Here is a 24,349-nt window from a genome sequence, read left to right on the forward strand (position 1 = left end):
CCTCGCGGAGCAGGCAGCGAGAATGCGAGCCGCATCGCCCCCGGACCTGTGGCCCTACATCGACGCGTTCCTGCGCAAACGCGCGGCTGCCCCATCAAGTGGGCGCAGAGCCGCCGACAAGCCGCAAGCTCGAGGCGAAACGCCGCGCGCGCCGGAGGTGCCGGTGGAGCTGCCTCCGGATCTCACGTCGATCTCGGCGCGCACGAAGGCGAACGTGCAGGCGCTCGAGCTCGTCGCCCACAAGCGGGGGCGAGCCCTCTCCGAGGACGAGCGCCGCATCCTGCTCCGCTATTCCGATTGGGGCGGGCTCTCGATCGACAAGATCCGCGACCAGCTCCCGAAGGGGCTCACCCCCGAAGATCTCAACCTGTCACACGGGTACTACACGCCGACGATCGTCGCCGAGGCGATCGGTGATCTGATCTGCCCTCTGCTCCCGGACCTCGCCGGTCGCGACGGCATCGTGCGGGCGCTCGAGCCGAGCGTCGGCACCGGGCGGCTCGTGCGGGCTCTCGGCACGGACCGCTGCGCGCACGCGTCTGGGCCGAAGGGCCCGATGCGCTGGACGACGATCGAGCTCTCCAAGCCCGCCTCGGCGATCTTCACGGCGCTTCATCCGGAGGCCGAGCACCATAATCTGTCCTTTGAGACATGGGTACAGCGGCACGCGGTCAAGATCCGCGGGACTCTCAATCTGGTCGTCAGCAATCCGCCCTATGGGACGCGTGGTGAACTCGTCGACGAGGATCCCGAGCGCGACTATCGCGAGCGCACCGCGTTCGCGTACTTCATGCGGAGGTCGCTGGATCTGCTCGTGCCAGGTGGTCTCGGCGTGTTCTTGGTCCCGGCGGGCTTCCTCACCGGGTCGGTCAACCGCGGCCTGCGGGAGCGACTCCTGCGCCGTCATCATCTCGCCGGGGCCTACCGCCTCCCGAGCCGGAGCACCGCGGGGCGCGAGCTGTTCCCCGGCGCTTCCGTCGTCGTGGACTTGCTCGTCTGGCGCAGCCGCGGCGGCGAGCTCGCCCGCGTCGACGCCGGCGACGCGTTCATCGTCGACGGTCGCTACTTCGAGGAGTTCCCGGGCCACGTACTCGGCCAAGCCGCGGGGGAGGACGCCGGCGACGACGAGACGGGCAAGGCCAAGTCCACCTGGCGCTACGCCGTAGTCGGGGACTTCGCGGGACTTCCGCCGTTTCGCGAGCGTCCGATCTGCGAGACTTGCACGGTTCGGCCGGTTGCGCGGCGGGCCGCGTCCGGGGGCAGCATCGTGCGCAAGCTCGAGGCGATCCCCGAGGACCTGTCCGAGCTGGAGCACCAGGCCGTCCTCCTCGGCCAGCGCGTCTCGCACTACCTGGCTCTTCGCGCGGCCGACGACGACAAGGCCGTGCCGCTGTGGGCCGAGCTCTACGCGGCGCTGGAGAGCTTTTCGGCCCTGGTCGGGAACCCGCACCGCGTTCCGGCACTGCGCGCCCTGGTCGCGCGGCGCATCGCTGCGGCGGAGCAACTTCTCAACGCCTTCGAGCCGGCCGGCGCGCTCATCGCCGCACTTCGGTCCGCGCCGGTCGTCCCTCCGAGGTTCACCGGGCAACCGGACGACGTCGTCGCCCAGGCCGAGGCCCTGTTTCGCAAGCGGCGCCGGCTCACGCTCGACGAGCTCGCCCGGTTCCACGCCGACATCGGCGGCACGCTGGCCACCGATGCGCTCCTCGAGCAGCTCCTCGCCGCGGGATGGTGCCTCGACGGGGTCGGGTGGGACGAGCTCGTCCCGAGGGACGTCTACGCTACGGGCATCGATCTGTGGGCCAAGCACGACCGCGCGCACGCACGCGCCGAGGCCGGCGATCCACAGGCGAAGGTGCAGCTCGCGCTCCTCGTCGACGCCATCGCCCCCGCGGTCCTCGAGGACATCGACGACGTGAGCCCGAATTACGGCTATGTGCCGTTCGACCTGCTGAGTGATTTCGTCAGCACGTTCATCAACGTCGGCACGGGCGAGGCGACGCTCGTGCGTGAAGCTGGGCACATCAAGGTCTCGCAGAGCAAGATCAATGACGCGACACGCATGTTCGTCGGGTGGCTGAATCATGACTGGTCGCTCTTCAAACCGGAGAGCGACCTGGACGAGCCAGACGACGTCTGGGCGCGTCGCCGCATGCGGATCGCCAAGTGGACGCGCGATTTTCGCGAGTGGATCACGGACGACGCGGACAAGCGAGCCCGGCTGGTCGAAGCCTACAACCGCGCCAACCGCGGCCGCATCATCCCGACATATCCGAGCGAGCCGCTGGAATTGGCTCGCTGGGGCGCAGATGCGGTGACGCTCCGTCCGCACCAGATCGCCGGAGCTCGGCGGATCCTGGCCAATTTCGGCGGGATCCTGGCCTTCGACGTGGGCGTGGGCAAGACGCACACGGCGATCGCCGTCATCGCCGCTGCGCGCCAAGAGGGAAGCGTTCGCCGGCCGGTCGTGCTGGTGCCCGGATCGCTCGTGTGGAAGTGGTACGACGACTTCGCCGTCACGCTGCCGGACTATCGGGTCCTCGTCATCGGGTCGAAGCGCAAGCGCGTCACGAAGGGTGTCCGGGAGGGCGTGCTGACCTCCGTCCCCGACACACCCGAAGAGCAGGCGCAGAAGTGGATCACGCTCCAGGCCGGCGGCGCCGACGTCGTGATCCTGAGCTACGAAGCTCTCGCCCTCACGCGGATGAACGAGGCGGCGGTCCTCGAGCACACGCAAAGCATTGAGGCCATCCAACGCTCGATTACGATGGACAAGTACGCCGGTCGCGCTCGGATTCGGCGACTCACGGAGCGGGACCGAAGCGTCCTGCGGGCGAGCACAGCGCAGTGGGTGCGGGAGATGCTGAGCCTCCCGCGCGGCAGGTCCTACGTGCCCGGGATCGCCTGGGACGAGATCGGGATCGATCTGCTCGTCGTGGACGAGGCCGCCTCGTTCAAGAACCTCTACATGCCGGCCGCCCGGGAGGGCGGGATCCCGTTGTTCATGGGCGCGAGTAGAGAGGGCGCCCAGCGGGCTTGGCAGCTCGATTTTCGTGCGGCGGCCGTTCGGAAGCGCAACGGCGGAGGCGGGATCGTTCTGATTTCGGCAACCCCGGCGAAGAATAGTCCGCTGGAGCTGTACAATCTCATTCAGTACGTCGATCCGCGCGCGTTTATCAGCGCAGGGATCTACGACCCCGAGCAATTCATCGATCGGTTCCTGCGCATCGAGAAGATTCCGATCCAGAACTCGGCCTTCCGCCCGGTCGTAAAGCCTGCATGCGTCGGCTTCAAGAACCTCGAAGATCTGCGCACGCTGATTCTCACATATACAGAATTTCGCACCGCGAAGGAGGTCGGGATCGATCTCCCCGAGACCCTCATCGAACGCATCCCCGTCACCATGAACGAAGCGCAGGAGGCGAAGTACAAGCGTTATCTCTCCGAGATGGAAGAGGCGCTCAAGCACGCGAACTTCGGCAGCACCAGCGCCCTCGGTCTGCTCTCGCGTCTCTCCCTGGTGGCGATTCACCCGGCGCTCGACGAGGGCTACGACTATCGGAGCGCGCTCGAGGGAGGCGTCACCGAGCTCGAGATCCCCAGCGAGGAAAAAGAGAAGTGGACCGAGAAAGGGTGGAGCGTCGTCAGCGAGGGCGAAGAAGAGGATGCGATCCTGGTCCGTCGAACGCTCGGCCGTCCTCTCTATGAGAGTCCGAAGATCACGCGCTGCGCCGAGATCATTGCTGCCAGCGCTCACTGCGGGCACATTATCTTTTGCGAACCCACCGCGTCACACCAGTGGATCCGCGAGATCCTCGTGCAACACGGGATTCCGCGGGACCGGATCGCCGTGATGAATGCCGAGGTCACGTCAGGTCAGGATCGGATTCGCATCGCCCGGGAGTTCAACGGCCTTTCCGCCGAGGTCGTGGCGGGGGGGAAGCCCGAGAAGGTAGCTCCGAAGTTTGATGTCGTGATAGCGAACTCCGTCGCCTCGGAAGGAATCGACCTCCAAGTCCGGACCTGCTCGATTCACCACATCGATCTGCCTTGGACGCCGGCGGACCTGGAACAGCGCAACGGTCGCGCCATCAGGCAAGGCAATGTCCTCGGCACTGTGACGATCTATTACTACCTCGCTGAGCGGTCCTCCGACAGTTATCGGTTTGAGATCATCCACGGCAAGGCGCAGTGGCTCGGGGAGATCCTCGCGTCCGCGGTGCGGGACACGAACAACCCTGCGGCCCAGCAGCGCCTCTCCAAGGACGAGATCCTGCTCATGATCTCGCGCAACCCGGAGGCCACGCGCCTGGCGCTCGAGGAGAAGGCCCGTCGAGAGAGCGACGCCCAACGAACCGAGGCGGCTTTCGCCGCCGCTCGGCGGCTCCGGCAGGCGAACGCCCGTTTCCGCGAGGCGCGCGCCACCGGGGACCCCGAGCTGGCCGCGCGCCTGCGGCAGGAGGGCGAGAAGCGCCTGTCCACGCTGAGTCACGAGGAACCGAGCGTGTGGCCGTGGACGCAGTGGATGTACGCGGTTCGAGACACGGAGCTGCTCGTCCCCGAGGACGGCAGCGCGCCGGTTTACGAGGGCCTTCGCGTCATCATGCCGCCCAAAGGTCGCGTTCCCGGCGTGGCGTGGGAATTCGGCGCGATCGTGCAGACGAGCGAAGGGCCGCGCATTGGCCGCCGCGACGCTGGGGGGGCCACGTGGACGTTGGTCGACGTCGACGAGCTCGAGCCTCCGATCCGCCCTGAGCACCTCCCGGGCGACGGTGCCTGGCCACCGGACGACGAGGCGCTGACCGCGAAGGCGCTCGACCTCCACCTCGCCCGTACGTTCCGCGGTGGGGCGACGTATGCGAGCCTGAGCTGGGAAGGGGCGAGCGAGGCTTGGATCGACCGCTGGTGGCCTCGTGTCGGCTCCGTGATCGCCGAGGGCCTGAGCAAGAACCGCACGCGCGACCTCTACCCGACGATCGTCGGCGACTCGTTGACGCTGCGGAGCGGGCCCGACCTCGCCGGCGCCGAACTTCTGCCGCCGACCCGCGCGGGATGGGTCCGCTTCCTCGAGCTGGCGAAGGCGAGCGGGCACTCGTTCCGCGCCCTTCGCATCACGGGTCAACAATGGTGGCGGCGCTCGATCCCCCAGGACTTGCTCTCGCGGCCGGCCCCGCCTTCGCCCGCGGCTCCACCTGTCGAGCGCTTGCCGGCCGCCCAGCCCGCCGCGGCGCGGCGGCCGAGCGCCGCACCCGCGCCCCGGCAGCCGGTCATCGAGCCCGTGTGGGAGAACGCGGACGAGGCTACGCGCCAGGTCTCGCAGGCCGAGGCCGAGCTCGCCGCGTGGAAGCGTCGTCTCGAGGCGCGGCTTCAGGCCGCACGCGTTTCCCACCACAGCCTAAGCCTCGACGCCGCCCGCCTGGCGAAGGAGCTGACGCCGCGCGGGTTGTCACCGCGCGGGATGAAGACCTGGCTTATCGAACAGGGTTGGCGCCGTGCGGCCGAAGTCATCGACGACAGAGCGACTGGAAGCGTGGACGAGCTCATCCCGAAAGTGTGGGCCGTACTGGATGGGTCCTTGCCGCGCTCCAAGGTCGGCGGTAGCGGCCAGCATCGAATCGTCGGGAAGACGGCGATCGCCCACGTCACGGGGCTCCCCATCGTGCTCGTCCGCGACGAGCGCGGCATGCAGCCGCGGGCGGTGAAAGTGGAGATCGTCGGGAGCGAGGCATCTGGCGTCCGAATCCGTCCACAGGACGGTTACGAACTCCGGGTCGGCGAAGAGGTCTTTGACCTCGCGCGGCAGAACCCCATCACGATTGCGCAGCTCCATACCAAGATGCGGATGCTGGAGTCGGAATTGCGCAGGGCACCGATGTACCTGGATTCGCTGCGCGACGTACTCCTGTCGAGCGCTATCTTGATCACTCACTGGAGTTGTCGGGGCGACGCTCGCGACGCGGCGGAACAAGCGTTCGAGCAGGCCAAGGAATACTACTTCAAGGCTCGGCAGCATCTCGACGAGCGGAGGCCATTTGCCCTGCTGAGTCGTGCCTACGTCAGCGCTGAACGGCTCGCCGTGGTCACTGCGCAGCTCGCCGAAGAGTGCCGCGCACCGGAGACGCAGTCATGAAAAACCTGCATTTCGGCATTCACCTCACCGGCCTTCGTCTCCGCGACGACGGTTCGCTCTACCAGCTCCATGCGGGCACGGTCGACGTCCAGGAAGGCGACGGACGATCCGTGCGCCGCGGTCAGCCCCCGTCGAGCACGGAGATCGGGAGATTCGCGCGCGCCCCGCAGAGCGCAGAGGAAGCCCTCGGCACCGACCTGTGGATCTGGCGCCGCGGGACCGCCCCTGACACGCGGCTGTGGGCCAAGCACGCGACCTTCTCGCACCTGGCGAGGCGGCACCACTGGTTCGAGCACGACGGGGTGATCACGCTGATTTTGCATACGCTGCCGCGCGCCGAGCTCGAGCTCGAGCTCCTGGCCCAAGGATTTCGGCCGATGCTGGCCACATGGCGCGCACCGGCGACGGACGAGGTGCGCCAGCTCGCAGCGCGGGTGGTCGAGTACACGCCGGAGACCGAGCTCGTGTTCGAGGCCGCGGCTGCGCGAGCCGAGGAGGTGCGGGTCACGACCGACCCGGAGGGACACCGGCTTTACGAAGCCGCGAATCACGCCTGGGCTCGCTTTCATGCCCTCGACCCGTTCGCGGCTGCGCCGGTTCTCCGCACGCACCGCCGCGCGCTGACTTTCGGCTTCGACGAGGACGGCGAGGCGGCCTGGACGATGGACCTGGGCCTCGTCCCGGGGCGAATCACGTACCCGGCCGTGTTCACGCGCGGGCGGAACCGCCTCGAGGTCGACTCCCTGAGCTGGCGCGACTTCCTTCGCCTCCGCGCGATCGGTCGTGCCCTGCTCCGTCGCGACACCACGCGCGCCATGACGGCGGAGCTCCGGGGAGAGGCCGCGCCGGTGAGGGCTCCCCGCCCGCGCGCGTCCGAGGCGGAGCAGCTCTTCGAGCGCTCCGCCGATGCCGAGTCCGACGCGAATTTCTCGCGCTTGCTCGCGACCCTCCGAGCCCGGCAGCCGGCGCTCGCCGCCGACGCGATCCTGAGCCCGGTCGGGCGCATCAAGACGCTCCTCGAGGAGCTCGCCCCGCCGGACGTGACACCGGATAGCCTCCGCACCTGGCTCGAAGACCAGGCATGGTTCGAGGCGGCCGACGCCCTCGAGCGCCGCGAGGCGGAGTCGGTGGACGGGTTCATGGATCGGCTGTGGGGCGTGCTGTTCGAGAAGCACCTCGTCACCTCGCTCGTCGAGCGCGACGGGTCCAGGATCGTCGTCGCGTGCAGCAGCCTCGTCGGCGATGGGCAGGACGCCGCAGTCCTGCGGCTCACCATGAGCGACGAGGGACCGGAGGTCAGACGGATCCCTGTGCAGGTGATCGACGACTGCGCGCGGGGCCGGTGCTGGGTGACGACTCCGGGCGACGCCCTCCGCGAAGGCGATGAGCTGATCAACTTCCGCCGACACCGTGTCGAACAGATCGAGCTCCTCCGCGTCAAACTGCGCGCGCTCGAGGCCGGTCTGCGGCGAGCGCCCGCGGCGCTCGAGCAACTTCGGGAAGCGCTCACGCTGGCGACCATGCTCGCCCAAGGGCCGCGCTGCCAGGGCGCCGAGCGGGCAGCGGCGCTCGAGACGCTGGAGCGCGCCAAGCACTACTACGACGCCGCGCGCGAGCTCTATGCCGAGGGGAGACCCGCCGAGTCGCTCCAGCACGTCTACGCTGCCACGGAGCGAGTCGCCGCGGCCGCCGCCGAGGCGAGTCTCTTGTGCGCGGAGGGCGTGCAGAACCTCCCCGGCATTGGTGGCGAAGCGGACACCGGCAGCGCTGAGGACGCTCCGCGAGAGGCGCTGCCGGAAGCCGCTCCCATGAGCACGAAGCCGCCCGAGCTCGTAGGTACGGGCGCGGAGCTCCCGAGCGCCGACACGGACGACCCGTCGGACGTGTACAGCTACCGGGCCGACGTGTGGTGCGGGCGCTGCGGGCGCCAGCTCCGGCGGGACCTCGCGGCGAAAGGCCAGGCCCCCGAGCGGCCCGACGACGAGACGACCTACGATTCGGACGAGTTCCCTAAGGGGCCGTACCGGCCCGATGCGTCCGACAAGCCCGACCACTGCGCCGCAGGACCTGACTGCCTCGCCGCCGAGGTCGTGGTCGAGCCGAGCGGCGAGCGCCGCATCGGACACTTTCTGCAGAACCCCCTCACCCGTGAGGGCGAAGCGTACGTCCAGCGGGCCATCGCCGAAGGTTCGCCCGTCGCGGTGCAGATCTGGGCGCCGTTCTACGGGATCGGCCTCGGCCCTGTCGTGGAGGAGGACGGCGACGAGGAGTACCTGCGCGCTGCGATCGGCCACGTCGACGCGTCGCCGACGCGCAAGCCCGTGAAGGTCGATCTTCGCGGCTTCGGCCCACGCATCCAACACATGCTGCTGCGCAGCTTTGCGAGGAGCGTCCGATGATTCCCGCCACTCCGACATCCACCTGCGGCTGCCACGTGAACCGAGCTGAGCTCCGCCGCGCGGTGGGGCGTGAGGACGAGATCCTCGAGGCGCTCGAAGCCAAGGCGAGCGGACGGCCCACCGTCGACGTCGGCAGCGTCTGGTCGATCATGACCAGCTCGGTCTACAAGTCCGGCGACCTTCCGATTATCGGCACTCGCGAGGCGCTCCAGAACGGCGTCGACGCGATCAAGGCCGCCATTCGGGCTCGGAAAACGCGGGCGGGGGACGGGCACTTCGCGGTCACGTGGGACCCGACGCGGCGCGCGATCACCTGGGAGGACAACGGGATCGGCATGGATGCCGATACGATCCTCACGAAGTTCCTGTCCCTCGGCAGTTCTGGGAAGGGCGGAGCTGTCGACAGTGGTGAGGCGGCCGGGGGCTTTGGGGTGGCCAAGGCCGTCATTCTCGGGACTTCGTCGACGTTTCGCTGGGAACTACACACACGCGACAATCTCGCCATCAGCCGCAATGCGAACGAGCCAGTCCAAATCTACGCTGCGGACTACCTGCAGGGAACCGTGATCACCTGCTTTGATGTCTCCACCGAATTCGACGAAGTCTACGACTATGCGCGCGAGACCTACGTGAGCATCACGGATCGTCTGCGTGAGGTGCTCGGGGCGAACGATCTCCCGGAGATCGAGCTGACCCTCAACGGCGAAGTCGTGCGCCCGCTGTTCAGCCGCCGAGGCGGCTCAAAGGTGCAGGTCAACCGATCGTGGGGCGACGGCACCACGGCGACGATCAAGGCGTACCGCCGGCCCCCGGGTGATTGGCAGGGCGCCTACTACATTCGCCTGGGCGGCCTCTACCAGTACAAGGCTTCGAGCCGGCGCGGGAAGCTGAAAGCCGACATCGTCATCGACCTCGTGACGACGGTGCGCCCTGGCGAGCGCGGCTACCCGCTCAATGTCGCCCGGGACGCGCTCCAGGGCCCCGCGCTTTGGGCCTTTGAGGAACTCGCGCGCGAGGTGGAGCGCGAGTCCGAGTCCACGTCGAGCTCCCGCGATTACGACATCTACGACCCGGAGAGCAGCAATTCGGACGAACGCGAGGGGGTCTCCGAGCTCGGGCAACTCGCCGAGGAAGCCTTCGCCGATCCGCTCTTCCAGAAGGCGCTTGCCGCGGCAGCGGGCGGCATCGAGGCGTTCTACGCCGAGCGCGAGAAGCACACGCGCACCGAGGCGCCGATCGAGAGCGGCGCACCCGCCGGATCGCCGGTGGAGGACGGGGACGTACCCACGCGTGGGCCTGTGTTGCCCCCAGGCATGAAGGTCGCGGCGACGGCGCTCCGGTACGAGGACGACATCGAGGCGCCGACGTCCGCTGCGACCTCAGCCGCGGAGCTCCGCGAAGTCATCCGAACCGCCATCACGTCCGTCCTGGGAGACGCTGACGGCACTTCGCTGGGCGTCTCGTACGAGCTCGGGCAAGTCCTCGATCGTGCGGCCTCGGGGGCGCCGCTGAGTGGCGGCGACGTGGAGCTGATTCAGACCGAGGTCGATCGCGCGGCTCGCATGACGCTCGAGCCTGGCGGTGGCGGCCTCTTGCAGGCGGCGACGGTCCTTCGGACCGCCGACCACGCCCTCGCCGGCCTGGCGCTCGACGAGAGCGGCGCCAAGCAACGGCGGGAGCGGAGAAATCCCTTCGGGCAGCTCGCCGGCCTGCGGATCGCCCGGAAGACCTACAACCGCCAGCGCGGCTATCGGTTCCGCAAGAACTTTCAGAAGTGGATCCCGCACCTGACCGCGTGGGACGCGACGCTGCGGCTCGTGGCCGCCGAGGCCCGAATTCGCAGGCGCTTCAAGCCCGGGTTCGTCCTCGACGACGGCACCATCGGCCTCACCGCCGAGACCGCCTCCAACATCGACGTCGTGTATATCAACCCGGACCGCTTCGCCGACGTCGTCAAGGCCCATCGAGACCGCCCGATCGCGATCGCGGCCTTCCTGCACGGCGTCGCCTGCCACGAGCTCACCCACCTGGACGGGCGCATGGGCGACGGCCACGACGAGAGCTTCGTGGTGGCGCGCGAGGATCTGGGCCATGCCACGGGGCACCTTCTCCCGGCGCTCGCGGTGCTCATGCAGCGCGTCCTCGACCTGCCGGTGCGGCCGACCGACGAGGCGAAGGAGATCGCCGCGTTGCGGCGCCAGCTTACCCGAGCGCGGGAGGCCCATCGGAGCAGTCGCCCCAACACGACGGCGGTCGCTCGCCTCGAGCGCGAGCTGGCGGAGGCGCGCGCCGAGCTGGCCCGCGCGCGTGCTGAGAGCGCACGGTGGCGCGAAGCCTGCGACGTGCCGTGTGCGACGTGCGCCTGCGCCGCGAGCGCGGCGCGGGATCTGGGCGAACTCGCCAAGAAGATGCGCGCGTCGCTGCCCGACGACATCCCCCCTGAGTACGTCGACATGTACATCCGCAAGCATCGCGCGTCCCTGCTCGCCAAGCAGGCGCAGCGGGACGCGAGCGAGGAGGGCTCGTCATGAACGTCCACGTTGAGCTTCAGCGGCGGATCGACGCATTCTATGCGGCGGTGCCTCCGGACACGCCCCGGGAGCTCGCGGACGCGTTCGTGGCCAAGCAGCGGGCCGTGTGGCTGGCGAAGCTGACCACGGCCCACGCCGCCCCGTGCGAGGCGCGGCCCGTCGCCCCGCCGGCCGAGCCGAGTCCCGACGATCTCCAGCGCGACGTCCTCGAGGTGGTCTATGACCTTTTGGACATCCGACCCCACGGCCAGGTGGAGATCGCCAAGGCCGTGCGCGCCAAGGGCCTCAAGGTCGGGCCCGAGGTGTTGCGGCGCTGGTTGTACGGCGACCCCTACATCCGATACGACGACCGCGGTGACGAGTTCCACATCATCCCCCGGAGCTCCGAAGGAACAGCGCCGCCCTCGTGGGTGGACCGGGTCATCTACAACGACAGGAACGGCCGCCGTGAGGTCCTCTTCTGCACGGGCTGCCGCGCGGACGTGCCGATTGATAGTGATTGGGCGACGATCCGCCACAGGCCCCTGTGCCCGAACGGGCCGCTGCAATTCGCGGCGCATAAGCTGCCACGGATCGAGAAGCTCCTGGAGGATCTGAACGGGCGCGCGCGCCGGCTCGGCGTCGGCGGGGGGCTCTCGCTGCGCGTCGTTCGAGAGTTCCGCTATCCCGTCCACGTGGGCAAGCATCCCCACGGGGATCCGGGGTACGACTGCACCCCGACGCGCCGGCCGTCCCATTGGGAAGACCTCCCGCACGTCGAGGTGCAGCTCGACGGCGAGGTGCCCAAGGTCCCGGGGTGGAAGGTGCTGGGCGTCTTGGAGCACACCGCCGAGGAGGATCTCGAGGCCGGCGTCGACACCGGCGTGATCGTCCGAGAAGCGCCCGGCGAGACGGTACCGGCTCGATACCGATCTGCAGGGCCCGACTGCGAGCATTGCCAGGTCCGGCGCCGCCGGAAAGACACGGTGATCCTCCAGGACAAGGACGGCAACGTGAAGCAGGTCGGGCGCTCTTGCCTGGCGGACTACACGGGGTCGAGCGACGCCGAGTCGCGGATCAAGGCATTCCTCGCGTGGCAAGAGCATTGGGGGCAGATCCGCGAGCTCATGGACGATCACGGGCTCGACGAGCAGTGGGCGATGGACGCGCCTTCCCGGGTCCTTTCGCTCGCTCGGTTCCTCGCCTGGGTCGCGCGCTGCGTCCATAGCGACGGCTTCGTGTCGGCCAAGGCCGAGGGACAGCGGTCGAGCTCGAGCAACTGCGCCCTGGCGGCTCACGAGGCCAGCAAGCAGCCCGACGCCGACCGGACGGCGCCGGAGCCCGAGTACCTCGCGCAGGGCGAGGAGGCCCGCGCGTGGGCCCGCGAAAACCTCGTCGTGGGCGACGACAAGAGCACGTTCGACCACAACCTGGCCGTCATCGTGAAGCGCGATTACGTCGACTTCCGCACCGCCAGGATGGCGGTGTGGATCTTTCAGAAGTGGCGCCAGGCGAAATTCCCTCGGACCTTCGAGCAGAACCGGAGCGAGTGGCGCCCGGAATCCGTGGGCGAGAAGGTCACGATGCGCCTCGCGGTCAAGCGCGTGCATCCGGAAGCGAGCGAGTCGCAGTACGGTCCGCGCGACCTCTACGTCCTGGCGGACGACGCCGGCCGCGAGGTCGTGCTCTTCACCGCAGCCGCGAACGGTCCAGACGAGGGCGACGTCGTCGAGTTGAAGGCCGAGATCTTGAAGCATGATTCCTACCGCGGTCGCAAACAAACGCTCATCGCCAAACGCAGCCGCGGCTGGACGATCGTGGAGCGCGGCAAGACCGAACGGCCGGCGAGCGCGGAGCCGGCGAGCGCGGAGCCGGCGGAGCTCGATGGCGGCGACATCCGCGACGAGCACGCGGTGCAAGAGCCGGCGGCTGACGGCTTCGATCATGCCGACGAGGACGATCCCACCGACGAGGAGGGCGCTGCAGTCGAGGATGCCGAGGGCGAGTTGGACGAGCCGGACGATGCGACCAGCGCCGCGTCGGTCCGCCCAGCCTGGACAGGCCGGGCCGATTACGCGGAGCGCCGACAGGCACGCGTGAGCGGGCTCGAAGCCGCCGCCCGCGGCCGAGCTGCGCAGGCGGATCGACTCACGCGGGAGTCCAGCGAAGGTCTCCCGGACAACGGACAACCGATCCTCGTGGGTCATCACTCCGAGGGGCGTCACCGCCGGATGATCGAACGGTCACACACGAAGATGCGCAAGAGCATCGAACTCGCCGACGAGGCGGAGAATCTCCAGCGGCGCGCGAACGCGGCCGCGAAGAACAGGGCCATCAGTTCCGACGACCCCGACGCCATCGAGAAGATCCGTGCCAAGATCGACCACCTCGAGGAATCGAGCGCGCAATGGAAGACGATCAATCGGGCGGTACGCTCGAAGGACCCGCATAGCTCGCTCGCGGCCCTGGGAGTGTCACCGCGCCGCATCGACGAGCTCCTGAAACCGGACTTCGCAGGTCGTGTGGGCATTCCCGACTATCAGCTCTCGAACACGCGTGCAGAGATCCGCCGCCTGAAGGAGCGACTCACGGAACTCGAGCAGGCGGCCACGACTGCCGCGCCGGAGCCTGTCGAGATCGACGGGGCAGAGGCGCGATGGGAGACCGAGGAGAACCGCATCATCGTCGAATTGCCGCCAGGAACGGCCGCGCGCCCGCTAACCCGAGACGAAAAGCGACGCCGGTCCGAAATCATGCGCCATTGGGGATTCGTATGGAGCGATAGCCGCGGCGCCTACGTCCGCAAGGCCAACCAGCACGCGTGGCGCGCCGCGATCGAAGCCATGAAATCGCTGGCGAAGTCCGCCGTTGAATCGATCACCCCTGCATCCTCGTGATCAGGCGTATCCGAAGGGAGACACTATGGCACAAATATTCGACATGGAGATCGGGAAGCCGCTCCCACCGACGACCCGCCAGCGCCTCTCACGCGGCGAGTTGGCCGCGCTCGTCGCGGCGGTCGGTGCCAGCGCAATGATGGTGGGGGCCATCGTCGGGTACTCCGCAGGAGTGCTCTCCACCCTGGCTCAGCATCAGAATAAAAGGAATCGTCATGCGGTTTGACTCACCAGAATTTCGGGGAATGCGTCTGAGCGTCCTCGCCATGGCCCGTGGTGAACATGGGGTCGAGGAAGTCGCCGAGGGCGATGTGGTCGCGCTCGTCATCGTCGTCGGGTGCGTACAGGTTACGCGCAGCCGAACGGGGCAGCCCGCGAGCTTCAGCCTGCACGCCACCCGGACGGCGCCGCTCTTCCTCGTCAATCCCGGCCGCTACGTCATCGTCGCCGAGCGCAACGTCCTCGGGTTTCGCGGCAGTCGCCAGAAGGGAGTCATTGTATGAGCCGCTCGATGTGGATCGAGATGCTGCGCGGTGCGAGTCAGGCTGCCCGCACCGTGCGCGACCAGGAGACCGCGAAGCGACGGACGAGGCCGGAGCCTGGGGCCCCGCCGAAGTCACCCGCTCCGGAGGCGCGCGAACCAGCCGAAGAACCGCCGCCGCGTGCGCCGTCGAGGCCGGAGCCCGTCCCGCACGTCGCGCCGCCCCAGCGGCGCGTGTCGACACCGATCTCGGAACTTGCGCTCCGAATACCACCGCCGACCCCGCCCGCACGCCTCCGGCCGCCGCCAGGGCTTCAGCCTTTCGCACAGCGGACCAACCCACGGAGCGCGACCGCGGATGAACTGCCGGCATCGGCTCCTGCGCCGGCGTGCCCACGGACCGCGACCGTGGAGGAGCTGCCGGCATCGGCTCCTGCGTCGGCGTGCGCCGAGGAGGCGCCCGACCCGGACCCGGATGCGGTGGGCGAGTCGACAACACTCGTGCCCGACGCGCCCACCGAGCCGCCTCCAGCGGCGAGCGAACGGCGCGTCGAGGCCCCGCCAACGGCCGAGGTGCGCGAGCTCGTGATGGTCGCAGTCGCCGAGGCCGTGGAAGCGGTCGAAGCACGACGAGTCCGAAGCGCGCTCCATGCTCTCGTGAGCGCCCAGGAGGAGCACTTCGCGGCCATGCTCGCGACCGTCCAGCAGGTCCGCGAGGAGTGCAACGCGACCATGACGCGCCTCGCTGACCGTCTCGCTGGCGCGGTGGAGCGCCTCGCCGGCGCCTTCGAGAGCTACACCGACACCGCCATCCCGGCCGCGCTCGCCGACGTCGGCGAGCAGGTGCGCGTCAGCACCGGCGAGATCGCGGGCACGCTCCGCGCCATCGTCGCCCAAAATCAGCGCGTCACGGCGGCTCTCGAGGCGACCCGCGAGCGCGACGAGCGGCTCACAACCGTCCTCGAGTGCATCCAGGCGGCGATCGAGGGCTCCGCCGAGCCGCAGGACGAGCAGGACCCGGACCCTGAGTCGCTCGAGGAATGCATCGCGCAGCCCGCCGCCCGGGAGCCGGAGGGGTCGATCTACGACCGTATTCCCGACGACATGCACGACGACGAGGACGAGAGCGCCGGCCATGTCCACTGAGATCCACCCCCCAGCAAGATCAACGGACCCCCTCGCTGCTCTGAGGCTCGTCGGGCAGATCGTGATCGGCCTTGCGGCTGCGGGCCTTGCAGTACCGATCGTCCTCTACCTCACCTCCCGCGACGACGACGAACAGGAGCCGGACCATGACCACTAAGAACGTCTTGGAATGCACGGGTCGGTACAACAGCCTTGTCCGCAACGGACTTGGCGGGACCATCGACAAACCGTGCGCCAACAGTTGGAACCTTCAATTCTACTGCGACAAGACCGACGTCGATGCCTGGCTCAACACCGCGGAGAATCTCAAGGCCCGCCTCCGGGCCGAATGGAACGACACGGCCCGCAACTTCGTGATCCCGCCCGAGGTCGTGAACTACGTGACGAACGTCGAGAACGAGTATTGCGAGTCCGACGAGTACGGCGTCTGCACGAAGAAGTGGCTGCCCGAGCCGAGCTGGATCGATGCCGGATGGAACCAGACGGCCTCGGCCACGATCGCAAAGTGGTGTGCCAGGGTCGCATGCGCCCTCGAGATCCTCGACAACGTTCGGAACCTCGAGGGCCCCGTCGAGGCTGCACAGGAGAACACCGCGCCGGAGCTGGACGAGCACATCGCCAAGGGGATCGGCGCCATCGGCGAGGGGCTTGGCGAAGCGATCGGGGAGGTCGGTAAGGGCACAGGGGAAGCGCTCGGCGAGATCGGAAAAGGGACCGGGGACGCCGTTGGCGCCATCGGACAGGGGACCGGGGACGCGGTGGGCGCCATCGGCCAGGGAACCGGCGCGGGACTGAAGGGGCTCGGCGACGCGCTCGCCTGGCTCCCGATCGGACTCGGGATCGCGGGCGCGGCCGGCCTGGTCGTCGGCGGGATCTACCTCGTACGCATGAACAAGTGAGCGAGAGGACCGATATGCCGTCTTTACGAACATGGGTCTGGAGCTCTCTCGCAGCCGCCGGAGTGGCGGGAGGCGCGATTGCATGGACATCTCGACAGGCACGGCGTGGAATGATCCACAAGATCGAGAAGGGCTACTATCTCGACGTGCGCGCCGTCTCTGAGCTCCAGCAGCGTTTGAAGTGGAGCGGAGACCCAAAAGCTCGGGTCGAGTTTGTGGTGCCCTACCGGGGCGTATTCGCTGCGACTCCAACGGATATTGACGAGCCGGCACATGCTCTCATGATGAATTTCGCCAAATCGCGTTACGGGGAGTGCGATCTGATTGACTTCTGGAGGCGCGGTTGGGTACACGCTTCCGTATTCTCGACTGTGCGGATGCTGCCTGAGCAAGTGGGCTCACTCTTCCGTCTCGAGCCACACCTCACGGGAACGACCCTGGAAGAACTCCTGACCGAACTCGTGCATTACGGGCTCGTGGGCTGGGGTGGAGAATGGGAACTGTTTCCGGCGAATATTGAGCCGAGCCTACGGGGCCCGCGTCGCTCCTCGATACGCCACCCCTGCCCCTCCGCGATGGAGTGTATTTCGTTTTCCCGCCTCTGGTTGATATGCTCATGTCGAGGTTAGACGTCACCACGCATGCTGATGGGCGTATCACCCTGCATTGGCGGGGGAACTCCTACACGTTGGATCGCCCGATCGGCGACAGATTCGGTAGCGGGGGTTGGCTCCGGCTGGGGCGCGAGGACGATCGCAGGGTTCAGAAGCTTGTCGACGAGCTGGTGCTGCGCCGCATCGCCGACGTCGACAAGTTCGACTAACGCCTCACTCGATCACGCGAACGGAGGAAGTATGCACGCTGTCAAATCCATCGCACGCCTGGGCCTTGCATCGTTCGCCCTCGCCGAGGGGGCGGCCGCGCTGGTTCGGTTTCAGGAGCGCAAGTGCCTGTTCCGGGCTGCCGCCACACGCGCGGCAGCGACAGGGCGAAAGCTCGTCGTTGTGGGCGACCCGGACGGCGGCTTTCACACTCGATTCATGCGTGCCTACGACTGTGGCGATCTTTGCGTGGACCTCGCCGGGTGCCCGGCCTGCCCCATGAACCTGGTCGCGGACATCACCAAGGGCCAGCTTCCCGGCATCGCCGATGATTCGGTGATCGTTTTTGTGTCCTGCGTTTTTGAGTACGTCGAGGACCTCCATGCAGCCATGGCCGAAGTGCGAAGAATCGCAGGGCATCCGGGCAACATCTTCGTCGTGACGGTGCAGCCGTGGACGCTGACCTCGCGGCTCTACCCGGGCGCGCGATGGCGAGGCCACGTACGCGATGGCACGGTGGAGATGCATCAGGTCTCCAGTCTGGAGATGTTCGCGGCCGCGGCTCTCGTCGGCAGCCTCGCCGCGGCCTCGTGTTGGCCGAGTAGATCGTGAAAGGAGAGGGAAATGGCGACGACTGAGTTTATTAGCGAGGCGCGGGAGAGGCTGGGGACCATTCGGTCTGCGCAACGGGAGTGGTACTCGGCGCTGAGCTTCGACCTCGCTCGAACGCGCAACAGCATGAGGTTGAAAGTCCTGGCGTTGACCGGCGTACTCGCCGTCACCGCCGGCGGCAGCCTTGCCTTTCAGTGGGCGGCGAGGAAGTAAATCATGGCTGAGAAGATGACCTCCGACGAGGGCGCGCTCTACGACCTCATCGCCGAGATCGACATCGATCAGCGAGCCATCATCGGTAACATCGGCGATCCTCGCACGCGTGATCTTCTGTTTGAGGCGACGTTAACAGCCGTTGCTGGTGTCGTTGTCGGCGGCCTGGTCGGCGCGCTCCTCGGTACGCGCAGGCGACTGCGCTATCCGACGTGAGTCGCCCGAAGTTCGGGTGACGACGCGGTGCGCTGCGTCGAGAGGCAGGCTTGCCTGCCTTTGCATTGAGAGTACGCCGGCACGCATGTGCTGTCGGCGTCCCATTCGTTGTTAGCGCTGTTGGTTGATTGGCCACGCGAGGCGTGGTGGTGGGAGGTGCGTGGTGGGAAGGTCCAAACGTGAGCTGTCGTCGCGTCCCGAGATCGTGTCCGCTGAAAACTCACGGGGGAAAGCCGAGGGGGCCCCGGGCCCCAAGAACCCGCTGCTCACGACCTCGGAGGGTTCGGCTCCTTACTGCAGCCCCGAGGAAGCCGCGGAACTCCTCCGCGTGTCGCCAAGGACCTTGGCGAACTGGAGAGCGCGAGCTGAAGGGCCGCCGTACCGGAAGATCGGCGGCCGGGTTGCGTACCTTCGCCAAGATGTGGTCGACTTCGGACCGGAGATCGGGGCTGGCCATAGGAGCAAGCCCGACGTGACCATCACCCTGCGCCCCTACCATAGGGATAAGACGCGCATTCAGGTCGACATCATGATCGCCCACCCCGCTACAGACGAACCCATCCGCACGCGCCCCGTGGCGCCCAAGGGGATGGATGAAGCTGCGGCGCGGGTTTGGGCAGAAAAGAAGGTCCAAGAGATCAACCGCAAGTTGTTCAGGGAGGCGTCCAAGGCCGAAGAGCAGCACAAGCAGGCGGTTGCTACTGACAACAAGAGTACCAACAGCAAGAAATGCCATAAGAAGGCCGCGCCCAAGCCTGACGAGAGCTGCCCCACCCTGGCCGAGCTGTGGGACAGGTACTACACCGAGGTCCTCTCCGATCGTGAGCAGACCAGGCGCACCACGGCGGTGTGCTACGAAAAGGTTTGGCGCAGCATCGAGGCACGCGTCGGGAAGATCCGCTGCGACGCCTGGACCAAGGACGACTCGAAGAGGCTGGCGGCGCAGTTCGCGGACGCGAGCCCGCGACACGCCAACCGAGTGAACACGGTCGTCAGCAACCTCTTCAAGATCGCGATCGAGGATGAGCACATCGAGGATCCCCCGCGGTTCATCCGGCGCAAGGTGAAGAAGACCTTGAAGCCGGCGGCCCACAACCGCGACGACCTCGAGCTTCTCCTGGCGGCGGCGAGGGAGCTCGACATCGAGACCGGAGAGTCGATGGAGGTCATCCTCCTGCTCGGGGTCGATGCCGGACTTCGCCCAGGTGAAGTGGCTGGCCTCCGGTGGAGCGACGTGGACTGGAATGCCAACCACGTCCTCATCCAGAACCAGCGTCCGATGCCGATGCCGGAAGATGAAGAGTACCCGGTCAAGTACGATGAGGTCGGCCGCCTGACCATGACGACTCGCCTCCGAAAGGCGATCGAGCGGCGTCACGCCCGTGGCGACGCGAAGCGCTACGTCTGCGTCACCGCGTCAGGTGATGCTCTCCACACGCACACGGTCAGCGACCGGGTGTACCGCATCCACGAACGCGCGGGACTGCCGCTTAAGAAGCGCGGGCACTTCCTGCGTCTCTGCGCCGCGAGCCGCGTAGCGCACCATCCCAAGGCGGGTGTTGCGGACGCGCAGGGACTCCTGCGGCACAAGAACATGACGACCACGGAGATCTACCTCCAGGAGATCCGTGGCACCGACACGAGCCGCCGTGCGGCCGCCATCCTCAACCTCGTCGAGGAGGAGGAGACTGGCACCGCGTTGGCACCGGCTGGCACCGAGCCGCAGTTCTCGCGTTCGCTGCCGAATTGAGCCAAAACGGGTGATGTCGAGGATCACGTGGCGGGCGCGGGCTCGCGTGACCTCTTCCAGCGTGCGGCTCGTGATCGCCACGGCGCGCTCCTCGTCGACCGCGCCGACCAGCGGCAGCGCCAGCACGCCCGGCCACACGCGCAGGATCGGCGTCGACAATTGCGCCACCAGGTCGCGCAGCCGGACGATGAGCTGGCGGTTGTCCGCCTCGCTGCGCTGCAGCTTCTCATTGTTGACCGCGAGCGCGCGGGCGCGTTCGGCCTCGGCGGCGCGGGCCCGCTCGAGCTCGGCGGTGAGGCGGTCGAGCTCCTCGTTCTTCTGGCGGATCACCTCCATCGCCAGCGCGTGCTGCTGGAAGCTGGCCAGCGCCCGCGTCGCCTTGCGCGCGGTGGCCTCCTTCTCGGCGCGCAGCGCCGCGATCTCGGCGCGCAGCGCCTCGACGTCGGGGGAGAGGTCCACGCTCATAGCGAGGCGCGGGGGTTGGAATCGCCGAACGCCAGCACGGTCAGGGTGGTGTTGATGGCGAAGCCGCGGAACAGCTCGAAGCAGACGTTCATGCCCGCGGGCGTGGGCGCGGCGGTGAACGCCTGCGACAGCTGGTCGACCACCCCGTGGCTGTGCGCCGTCCACATGCGGCCGCCGCAGTGGAACAGCAGGGTCGCGGTGGGCGACCTGACGCGGCGCGGCAATTCGTCGCTGAAGAATTGGCGGGTCGACGCGACCATGTCGACGCGGCGCATCAGCTCGAGCTCGGCGCCCTCGTCGAGCATGTTGGCGAACAGGATCGACCCGTCGGGCAGGACCTTCCACGGCGAGCGGAGGAACACCTCGCGGCCGACGCGGATCCCCGTGGGTCGCTCGGAGAAGCCGTGCGGCTTGCCGAATTCGAGGTCGTCGACGTCGACCCCGAGCAGCTCCGCGTAGCGCTGCGCCGCCGGCTGGCCGTCGATCTCGAGCGCGCGGGTGCACGAATCGTCGACTCTGGTGATTGTCAGGCGCTCGCCGGTCGGCTCGTACCAGTGCGAGCGCAGCGCCGCCCACGGCGCGTCGGTGCGGAACAGGGCGATCAGCGCCGCGTCGGTCGCGACCTCGCCGTCGACGTGGAGCTGCGTCTGTCGGGTCGTCGGGTCGAAGACCGAATTGCTGGCACCGCCGCCGACCAGGACCAGACCCGGGTTGCGGTCGAGCATTCCGATCAGCAGCTCTTCCTTCTTGAAGCGAAAGCCGTCGTCGATCACCAGGCCGACGCAGCGCTCGGTGTCGGCGTCCTCCGGCCGGGTCCCGAGCTCGGCGCAGGCCTGGGCCATCGCGGCTGCCCCTGCCTCGACCGGCGCCTGGCTCAGGTTCTTACCGAGCCCGAGGCCCACCTCGAAATCCCCCGAGAGGCCTGCGAGCACCACGCTGCCGGTGTGGAGCCCGTCGTGATCGATCTCTCCCGCGGTCGTCGCCCCGATCAATCGCGTCGTCGCCGGCAGGCGGGCCCTGACCGCCTCATTGAGCGCGCGCTGGTCTCGTTCGCTCGACGCAAACATTACCGCCAGCCGGGGCGCCGCCCCGAGCCCGCGTACGAGCGCCTCGGCGGCCAGATTCGGGTCCGGGGCCCCGCTGCGCGCGGTCGTCATCACGATCGATGCCATGAACACCTCCGCGCGGACCTTCGACGTCGCGGCCGCAGCGACGAGAGCACACCATCGCAGCGTATGTGCTTTCGTTGCGGATCGGAACGCCCGCAGACGAGGACTGAGACACCCGTGCAAGCCGTCCAGCGGCCTCACAGCGGCCCTTTGCACGCCGGGCGCGGTGTCACTGTTTTGTGCGTTTTCGCGCTTCGATTCGCCATGAGCCTGCGAGGCGGACGCGTCGAGTGGCCGTCGGGCCGGCGCCGCGATGAATCGCGATGAAGCTGCTGTCATGAATCGCGGCGATTCGCGGCAGTGCGTCTACAAGCACCGGGGTCCGAGTTGCACCTGCATCGACCGGCTGCCGCCGCGTTGCGCGGTCTTGCACATCGCTGGTATATTTGAGGCATGCGATGGTCCCCCCACCTCGTCGCCGCCCTGGTCTCGTTCGCGTGCAATTTCGATGAAGACGGTTCATCCGCCTCGCAGGGCGGCGGAGGCGGCGACGGCAGCACCACCACGACCACCGGCGAGCCGACCACGGGCGCCGAATTGCCGCCGGGTTTTTGGCCCGGCGTCGCCTGCGCGCCGGCTGCCGAGGAGCAGGAGGGGACACCGCGCATCTATTTCGACCTCGACGCCGGCAAGGTGGACGGGCGCGATTTCTTTCGCCTGCCGTTTCCGCTCGACGCCCGCCTCAAGGGCGGCGGCGTCGATCTGAGCGGTTTTCCCAGCCCGCCCGCCGACCTCGACCCGGCATTCGGCCACGTCGTCGAGCGGTGGTTGTCGCATCTGCAGTCCGACCTGGCCGGCTTCGCCGTCAACAGCGCCGTCCTCTTTCGCAGCACCCACGGCGTCGACGCGCCGAAGGGCATCGTGTTCGTCAACATCGAGGCCGGCCACCCCGGCTACGGCCAGAAGCTCGAGGGTCTGTCGTACAGCGCCAAGAACGGCGACCACAGCGGCAACAATTACATCTGCCGCAATTGGCTGGCGGTCGAGACGATCGACGGCGTCCCGCTCGAGCCGGGCGTCACCTACGCGGTGCTGCTCACCGACAGCATGGAGCCGCTCGGCGGCGGCCGGTTCAGCCCCGACGCTGACTTTTCGGCCATGCTCCAAGGGACAGCCCCGACCGACCCCGCGCGCAAGGCCGCGTGGGACACCTTCGCGCCGCTGCGGCAATTCCTCGACAGCGCCGAGAACGCGGCCGGCGTGGCGGTCCGGCGCGACAGCCTGATCGGCGGCACCGTGTTCACCACCGCCGCCAACAACGACGTGCTGGCCGGCGCGCGCGAGGCGGTGCGGAGCGCCCCGCTCTGGGTGTTCGACCTGCACGCGTGCACGGCGGCCGGCCCGAGCCCCTGCTCCGAGTTCACCGGCCTCACCGCCGAGGAGCGGGTTGAGCGGGAGTGCGGCGCGGTGAGCAAGGACTACCGCGAGATCCACGGCCGCGTGCGCCTGCCGATCTTCCAGGAGGGCGTCCCGCCGTACGCCGACATCGGCGGGCGCATCGACCTCGAGGGCGGCGCGCCGGTCCAGCGCAGCAGCATCGACGCCTGCTTCAGCGTCACCGTCCCGGCCGGGCAGGCGCCCGAGGCCGGCTGGCCGGTGCTGGTCTACGCGCACGGCACCGGCGGCAGCTTCCGCAGCCCGGTGATCGACGGCACCGCGCGCGCGCTCGCCAGCCGCGGCTTCGCCACCATCGCGCTCGAGGGCGTCATGCACGGCGAGCGGCGCAACGACAGCGACGACGACGGCGAGGTCGGCGGCCTCGACCTCGATCAATTGGTGTTCAACGTCTACAACCCCGAGTCCGCGCGCGACACCCTCGTGCAGGGGGCGATCGATCAATTCACCGCGGTGCGCCTGGCGGAACAATGGCAGGACAGCATCGTGCTCGGCGGCGAGATGCTGCACTTCGACGCCGGCGCGCTGTTCTTCATGGGCCACAGCCAGGGCGCCAATTCCGGCGCGCTGTTCCTGCCGTTCGAGCCGCTGGTGCGCGCCGCGGTGCTGAGCGGCGGCGGGGCCAAGCTGCCGCGCGCGCTGCTCGGCAAGCAGGAGCCCAGGGTCGAGAACCCGGTCACCGGCGATTGGCTGGCGCCGCGCGAATTGTTGCAGCTCGCGTTTCAGGAGCGCCCGGACCGCCCGCTCGACACGCCGCACCCGATGTTGATCTTGCTCAACACATTCGTCAATCGCTCCGACGCCGACAACACCGCGCCGCTGATCCGCCGCCGTCCGCTGGAGGGGATGCCCTATCGCCACGTCCTCAATTACATGGGCCACGTCGACAGCTACAGCCCGCTGCGCGCCGCCGGCAACCTGGCGATCGGCCTCGGCGCCCCGATCGCCGGCGAGAACCTGTTCGATCCGCCATGTGATGATTACGCCGACGAGAACGAGCGCGCCGCCTGCGGCTGGACCTCCGGCAAGTGGCTGCCCGAGGTCGCGCTCCCGGTCACCGGCAACGTCAGCGGCAAGCTCACCGCCGTCACCCGCATGCTGCCCGCTCCCGCCGGCAAGGACGGCCACTACGTCGCCTTCGAGCCGGCCGAGATGGCGCGGATCGCCGGCTTCTTCGCCTCGGCGCTGGCCGACGGCGTTCCGACGGTCGAGTGAGCGCGTCTTCGCGCACGCGGGCCTCGCCAGA

The 24,349-nt window shown here is 68.2% G+C and carries 16 protein-coding genes and 1 pseudogene; 15 read left to right on the plus strand and 2 right to left on the minus strand.

What is annotated here, in order from left to right:
- The first annotated feature begins 22 nt into the window (after positions 1-22).
- Genes K7C98_RS10325 through K7C98_RS10355 form a run of 7 tightly spaced genes read left to right on the plus strand, consistent with a single transcriptional unit; the run spans position 23 to position 15,563 of the window.
- Positions 23-6,130, plus strand: coding sequence for a DEAD/DEAH box helicase (locus K7C98_RS10325; protein ID WP_224191432.1), 6,108 nt, complete (start codon positions 23-25; stop codon positions 6,128-6,130).
- The gene (locus tag K7C98_RS10330) at positions 6,127-8,529 is read left to right on the plus strand and encodes a hypothetical protein (protein WP_224191433.1); all 2,403 of its coding nucleotides are present in this window, start codon (positions 6,127-6,129) and stop codon (positions 8,527-8,529) included. The genes K7C98_RS10325 and K7C98_RS10330 overlap by 4 nt, the downstream gene beginning before the upstream one ends.
- Positions 8,526-11,060 carry a hypothetical protein gene (locus tag K7C98_RS10335; protein WP_224191434.1) on the plus strand — a complete coding sequence of 845 codons (2,535 nt, stop codon included), beginning with the start codon at positions 8,526-8,528 and terminating at the stop codon, positions 11,058-11,060. Before K7C98_RS10330 ends, K7C98_RS10335 begins: the two co-directional genes overlap by 4 nt.
- Positions 11,057-13,936, plus strand: coding sequence for a DUF3560 domain-containing protein (locus K7C98_RS10340; RefSeq protein WP_224191435.1), 2,880 nt, complete (start codon positions 11,057-11,059; stop codon positions 13,934-13,936). Before K7C98_RS10335 ends, K7C98_RS10340 begins: the two co-directional genes overlap by 4 nt.
- Before the next feature lie 25 nt (positions 13,937-13,961).
- A complete protein-coding gene (locus tag K7C98_RS10345; RefSeq protein ID WP_224191436.1) occupies positions 13,962-14,162 on the plus strand; it encodes a hypothetical protein in 201 nt (66 codons plus the stop codon).
- Between the two features lie 19 nt (positions 14,163-14,181).
- Complete coding sequence (locus tag K7C98_RS10350; RefSeq protein WP_224191437.1) at positions 14,182-14,439, plus strand: hypothetical protein; 258 nt, start codon at positions 14,182-14,184, stop codon at positions 14,437-14,439.
- An 8-nt stretch (positions 14,440-14,447) separates the two neighbouring features.
- Complete coding sequence (locus tag K7C98_RS10355; RefSeq protein ID WP_224191438.1) at positions 14,448-15,563, plus strand: hypothetical protein; 1,116 nt, start codon at positions 14,448-14,450, stop codon at positions 15,561-15,563.
- A gap of 19 nt (positions 15,564-15,582) precedes the next feature.
- On the opposite strand, the gene K7C98_RS43480 is transcribed toward K7C98_RS10355, so the two are convergent.
- Positions 15,583-15,711, minus strand: a complete 129-nt coding sequence (locus tag K7C98_RS43480) for a hypothetical protein (protein WP_263429390.1) — start codon at positions 15,709-15,711, stop codon at positions 15,583-15,585.
- Here K7C98_RS43480 and K7C98_RS10360 point away from each other — a divergent pair.
- The 7 genes and pseudogenes from K7C98_RS10360 (at position 15,710) to K7C98_RS10385 (ending at position 20,074) form a co-directional block, all read left to right on the plus strand.
- Positions 15,710-16,462, plus strand: coding sequence for a hypothetical protein (locus K7C98_RS10360; protein WP_224191439.1), 753 nt, complete (start codon positions 15,710-15,712; stop codon positions 16,460-16,462). The two genes, K7C98_RS43480 and K7C98_RS10360, sit on opposite strands and share 2 nt — an antisense overlap.
- Positions 16,463-17,150: 688 nt before the next feature.
- Entirely contained in the window at positions 17,151-17,285 is a 135-nt protein-coding gene (locus K7C98_RS43485; protein ID WP_263429391.1) for a hypothetical protein, read from the plus strand.
- Between the two features lie 31 nt (positions 17,286-17,316).
- Complete coding sequence (locus K7C98_RS10365) at positions 17,317-17,895, plus strand: hypothetical protein (RefSeq protein WP_224191440.1); 579 nt, start codon at positions 17,317-17,319, stop codon at positions 17,893-17,895.
- A 12-nt stretch (positions 17,896-17,907) separates the two neighbouring features.
- Complete coding sequence (locus K7C98_RS10370) at positions 17,908-18,108, plus strand: hypothetical protein (protein ID WP_224191441.1); 201 nt, start codon at positions 17,908-17,910, stop codon at positions 18,106-18,108.
- 3 nt (positions 18,109-18,111) lie between these two features.
- Complete coding sequence (locus tag K7C98_RS10375) at positions 18,112-18,324, plus strand: hypothetical protein (RefSeq protein WP_224191442.1); 213 nt, start codon at positions 18,112-18,114, stop codon at positions 18,322-18,324.
- Positions 18,325-18,529: 205 nt separating this feature from the next.
- Positions 18,530-18,745, plus strand: a pseudogene (locus K7C98_RS44695) (helix-turn-helix domain-containing protein); the annotation flags it as partial.
- Between the two features lie 51 nt (positions 18,746-18,796).
- A complete protein-coding gene (locus tag K7C98_RS10385) occupies positions 18,797-20,074 on the plus strand; it encodes a tyrosine-type recombinase/integrase (protein ID WP_224191586.1) in 1,278 nt (425 codons plus the stop codon).
- Between the two features lie 461 nt (positions 20,075-20,535).
- Here K7C98_RS10385 and K7C98_RS10390 read toward each other — a convergent pair whose 3' ends face one another.
- Complete coding sequence (locus tag K7C98_RS10390; RefSeq protein WP_224191443.1) at positions 20,536-21,711, minus strand: FIST signal transduction protein; 1,176 nt, start codon at positions 21,709-21,711, stop codon at positions 20,536-20,538.
- 390 nt (positions 21,712-22,101) lie between these two features.
- Between K7C98_RS10390 and K7C98_RS10395 the strand changes: the two genes are divergently transcribed.
- Positions 22,102-24,318, plus strand: coding sequence for an alpha/beta hydrolase family protein (locus K7C98_RS10395; RefSeq protein WP_224191444.1), 2,217 nt, complete (start codon positions 22,102-22,104; stop codon positions 24,316-24,318).
- Positions 24,319-24,349 lie beyond the last annotated feature (31 nt).

It is taken from the genome of Nannocystis pusilla, assembly GCF_020073745.1.
GTDB lineage: Bacteria > Myxococcota_A > Polyangia > Nannocystales > Nannocystaceae > Nannocystis > Nannocystis radixulma.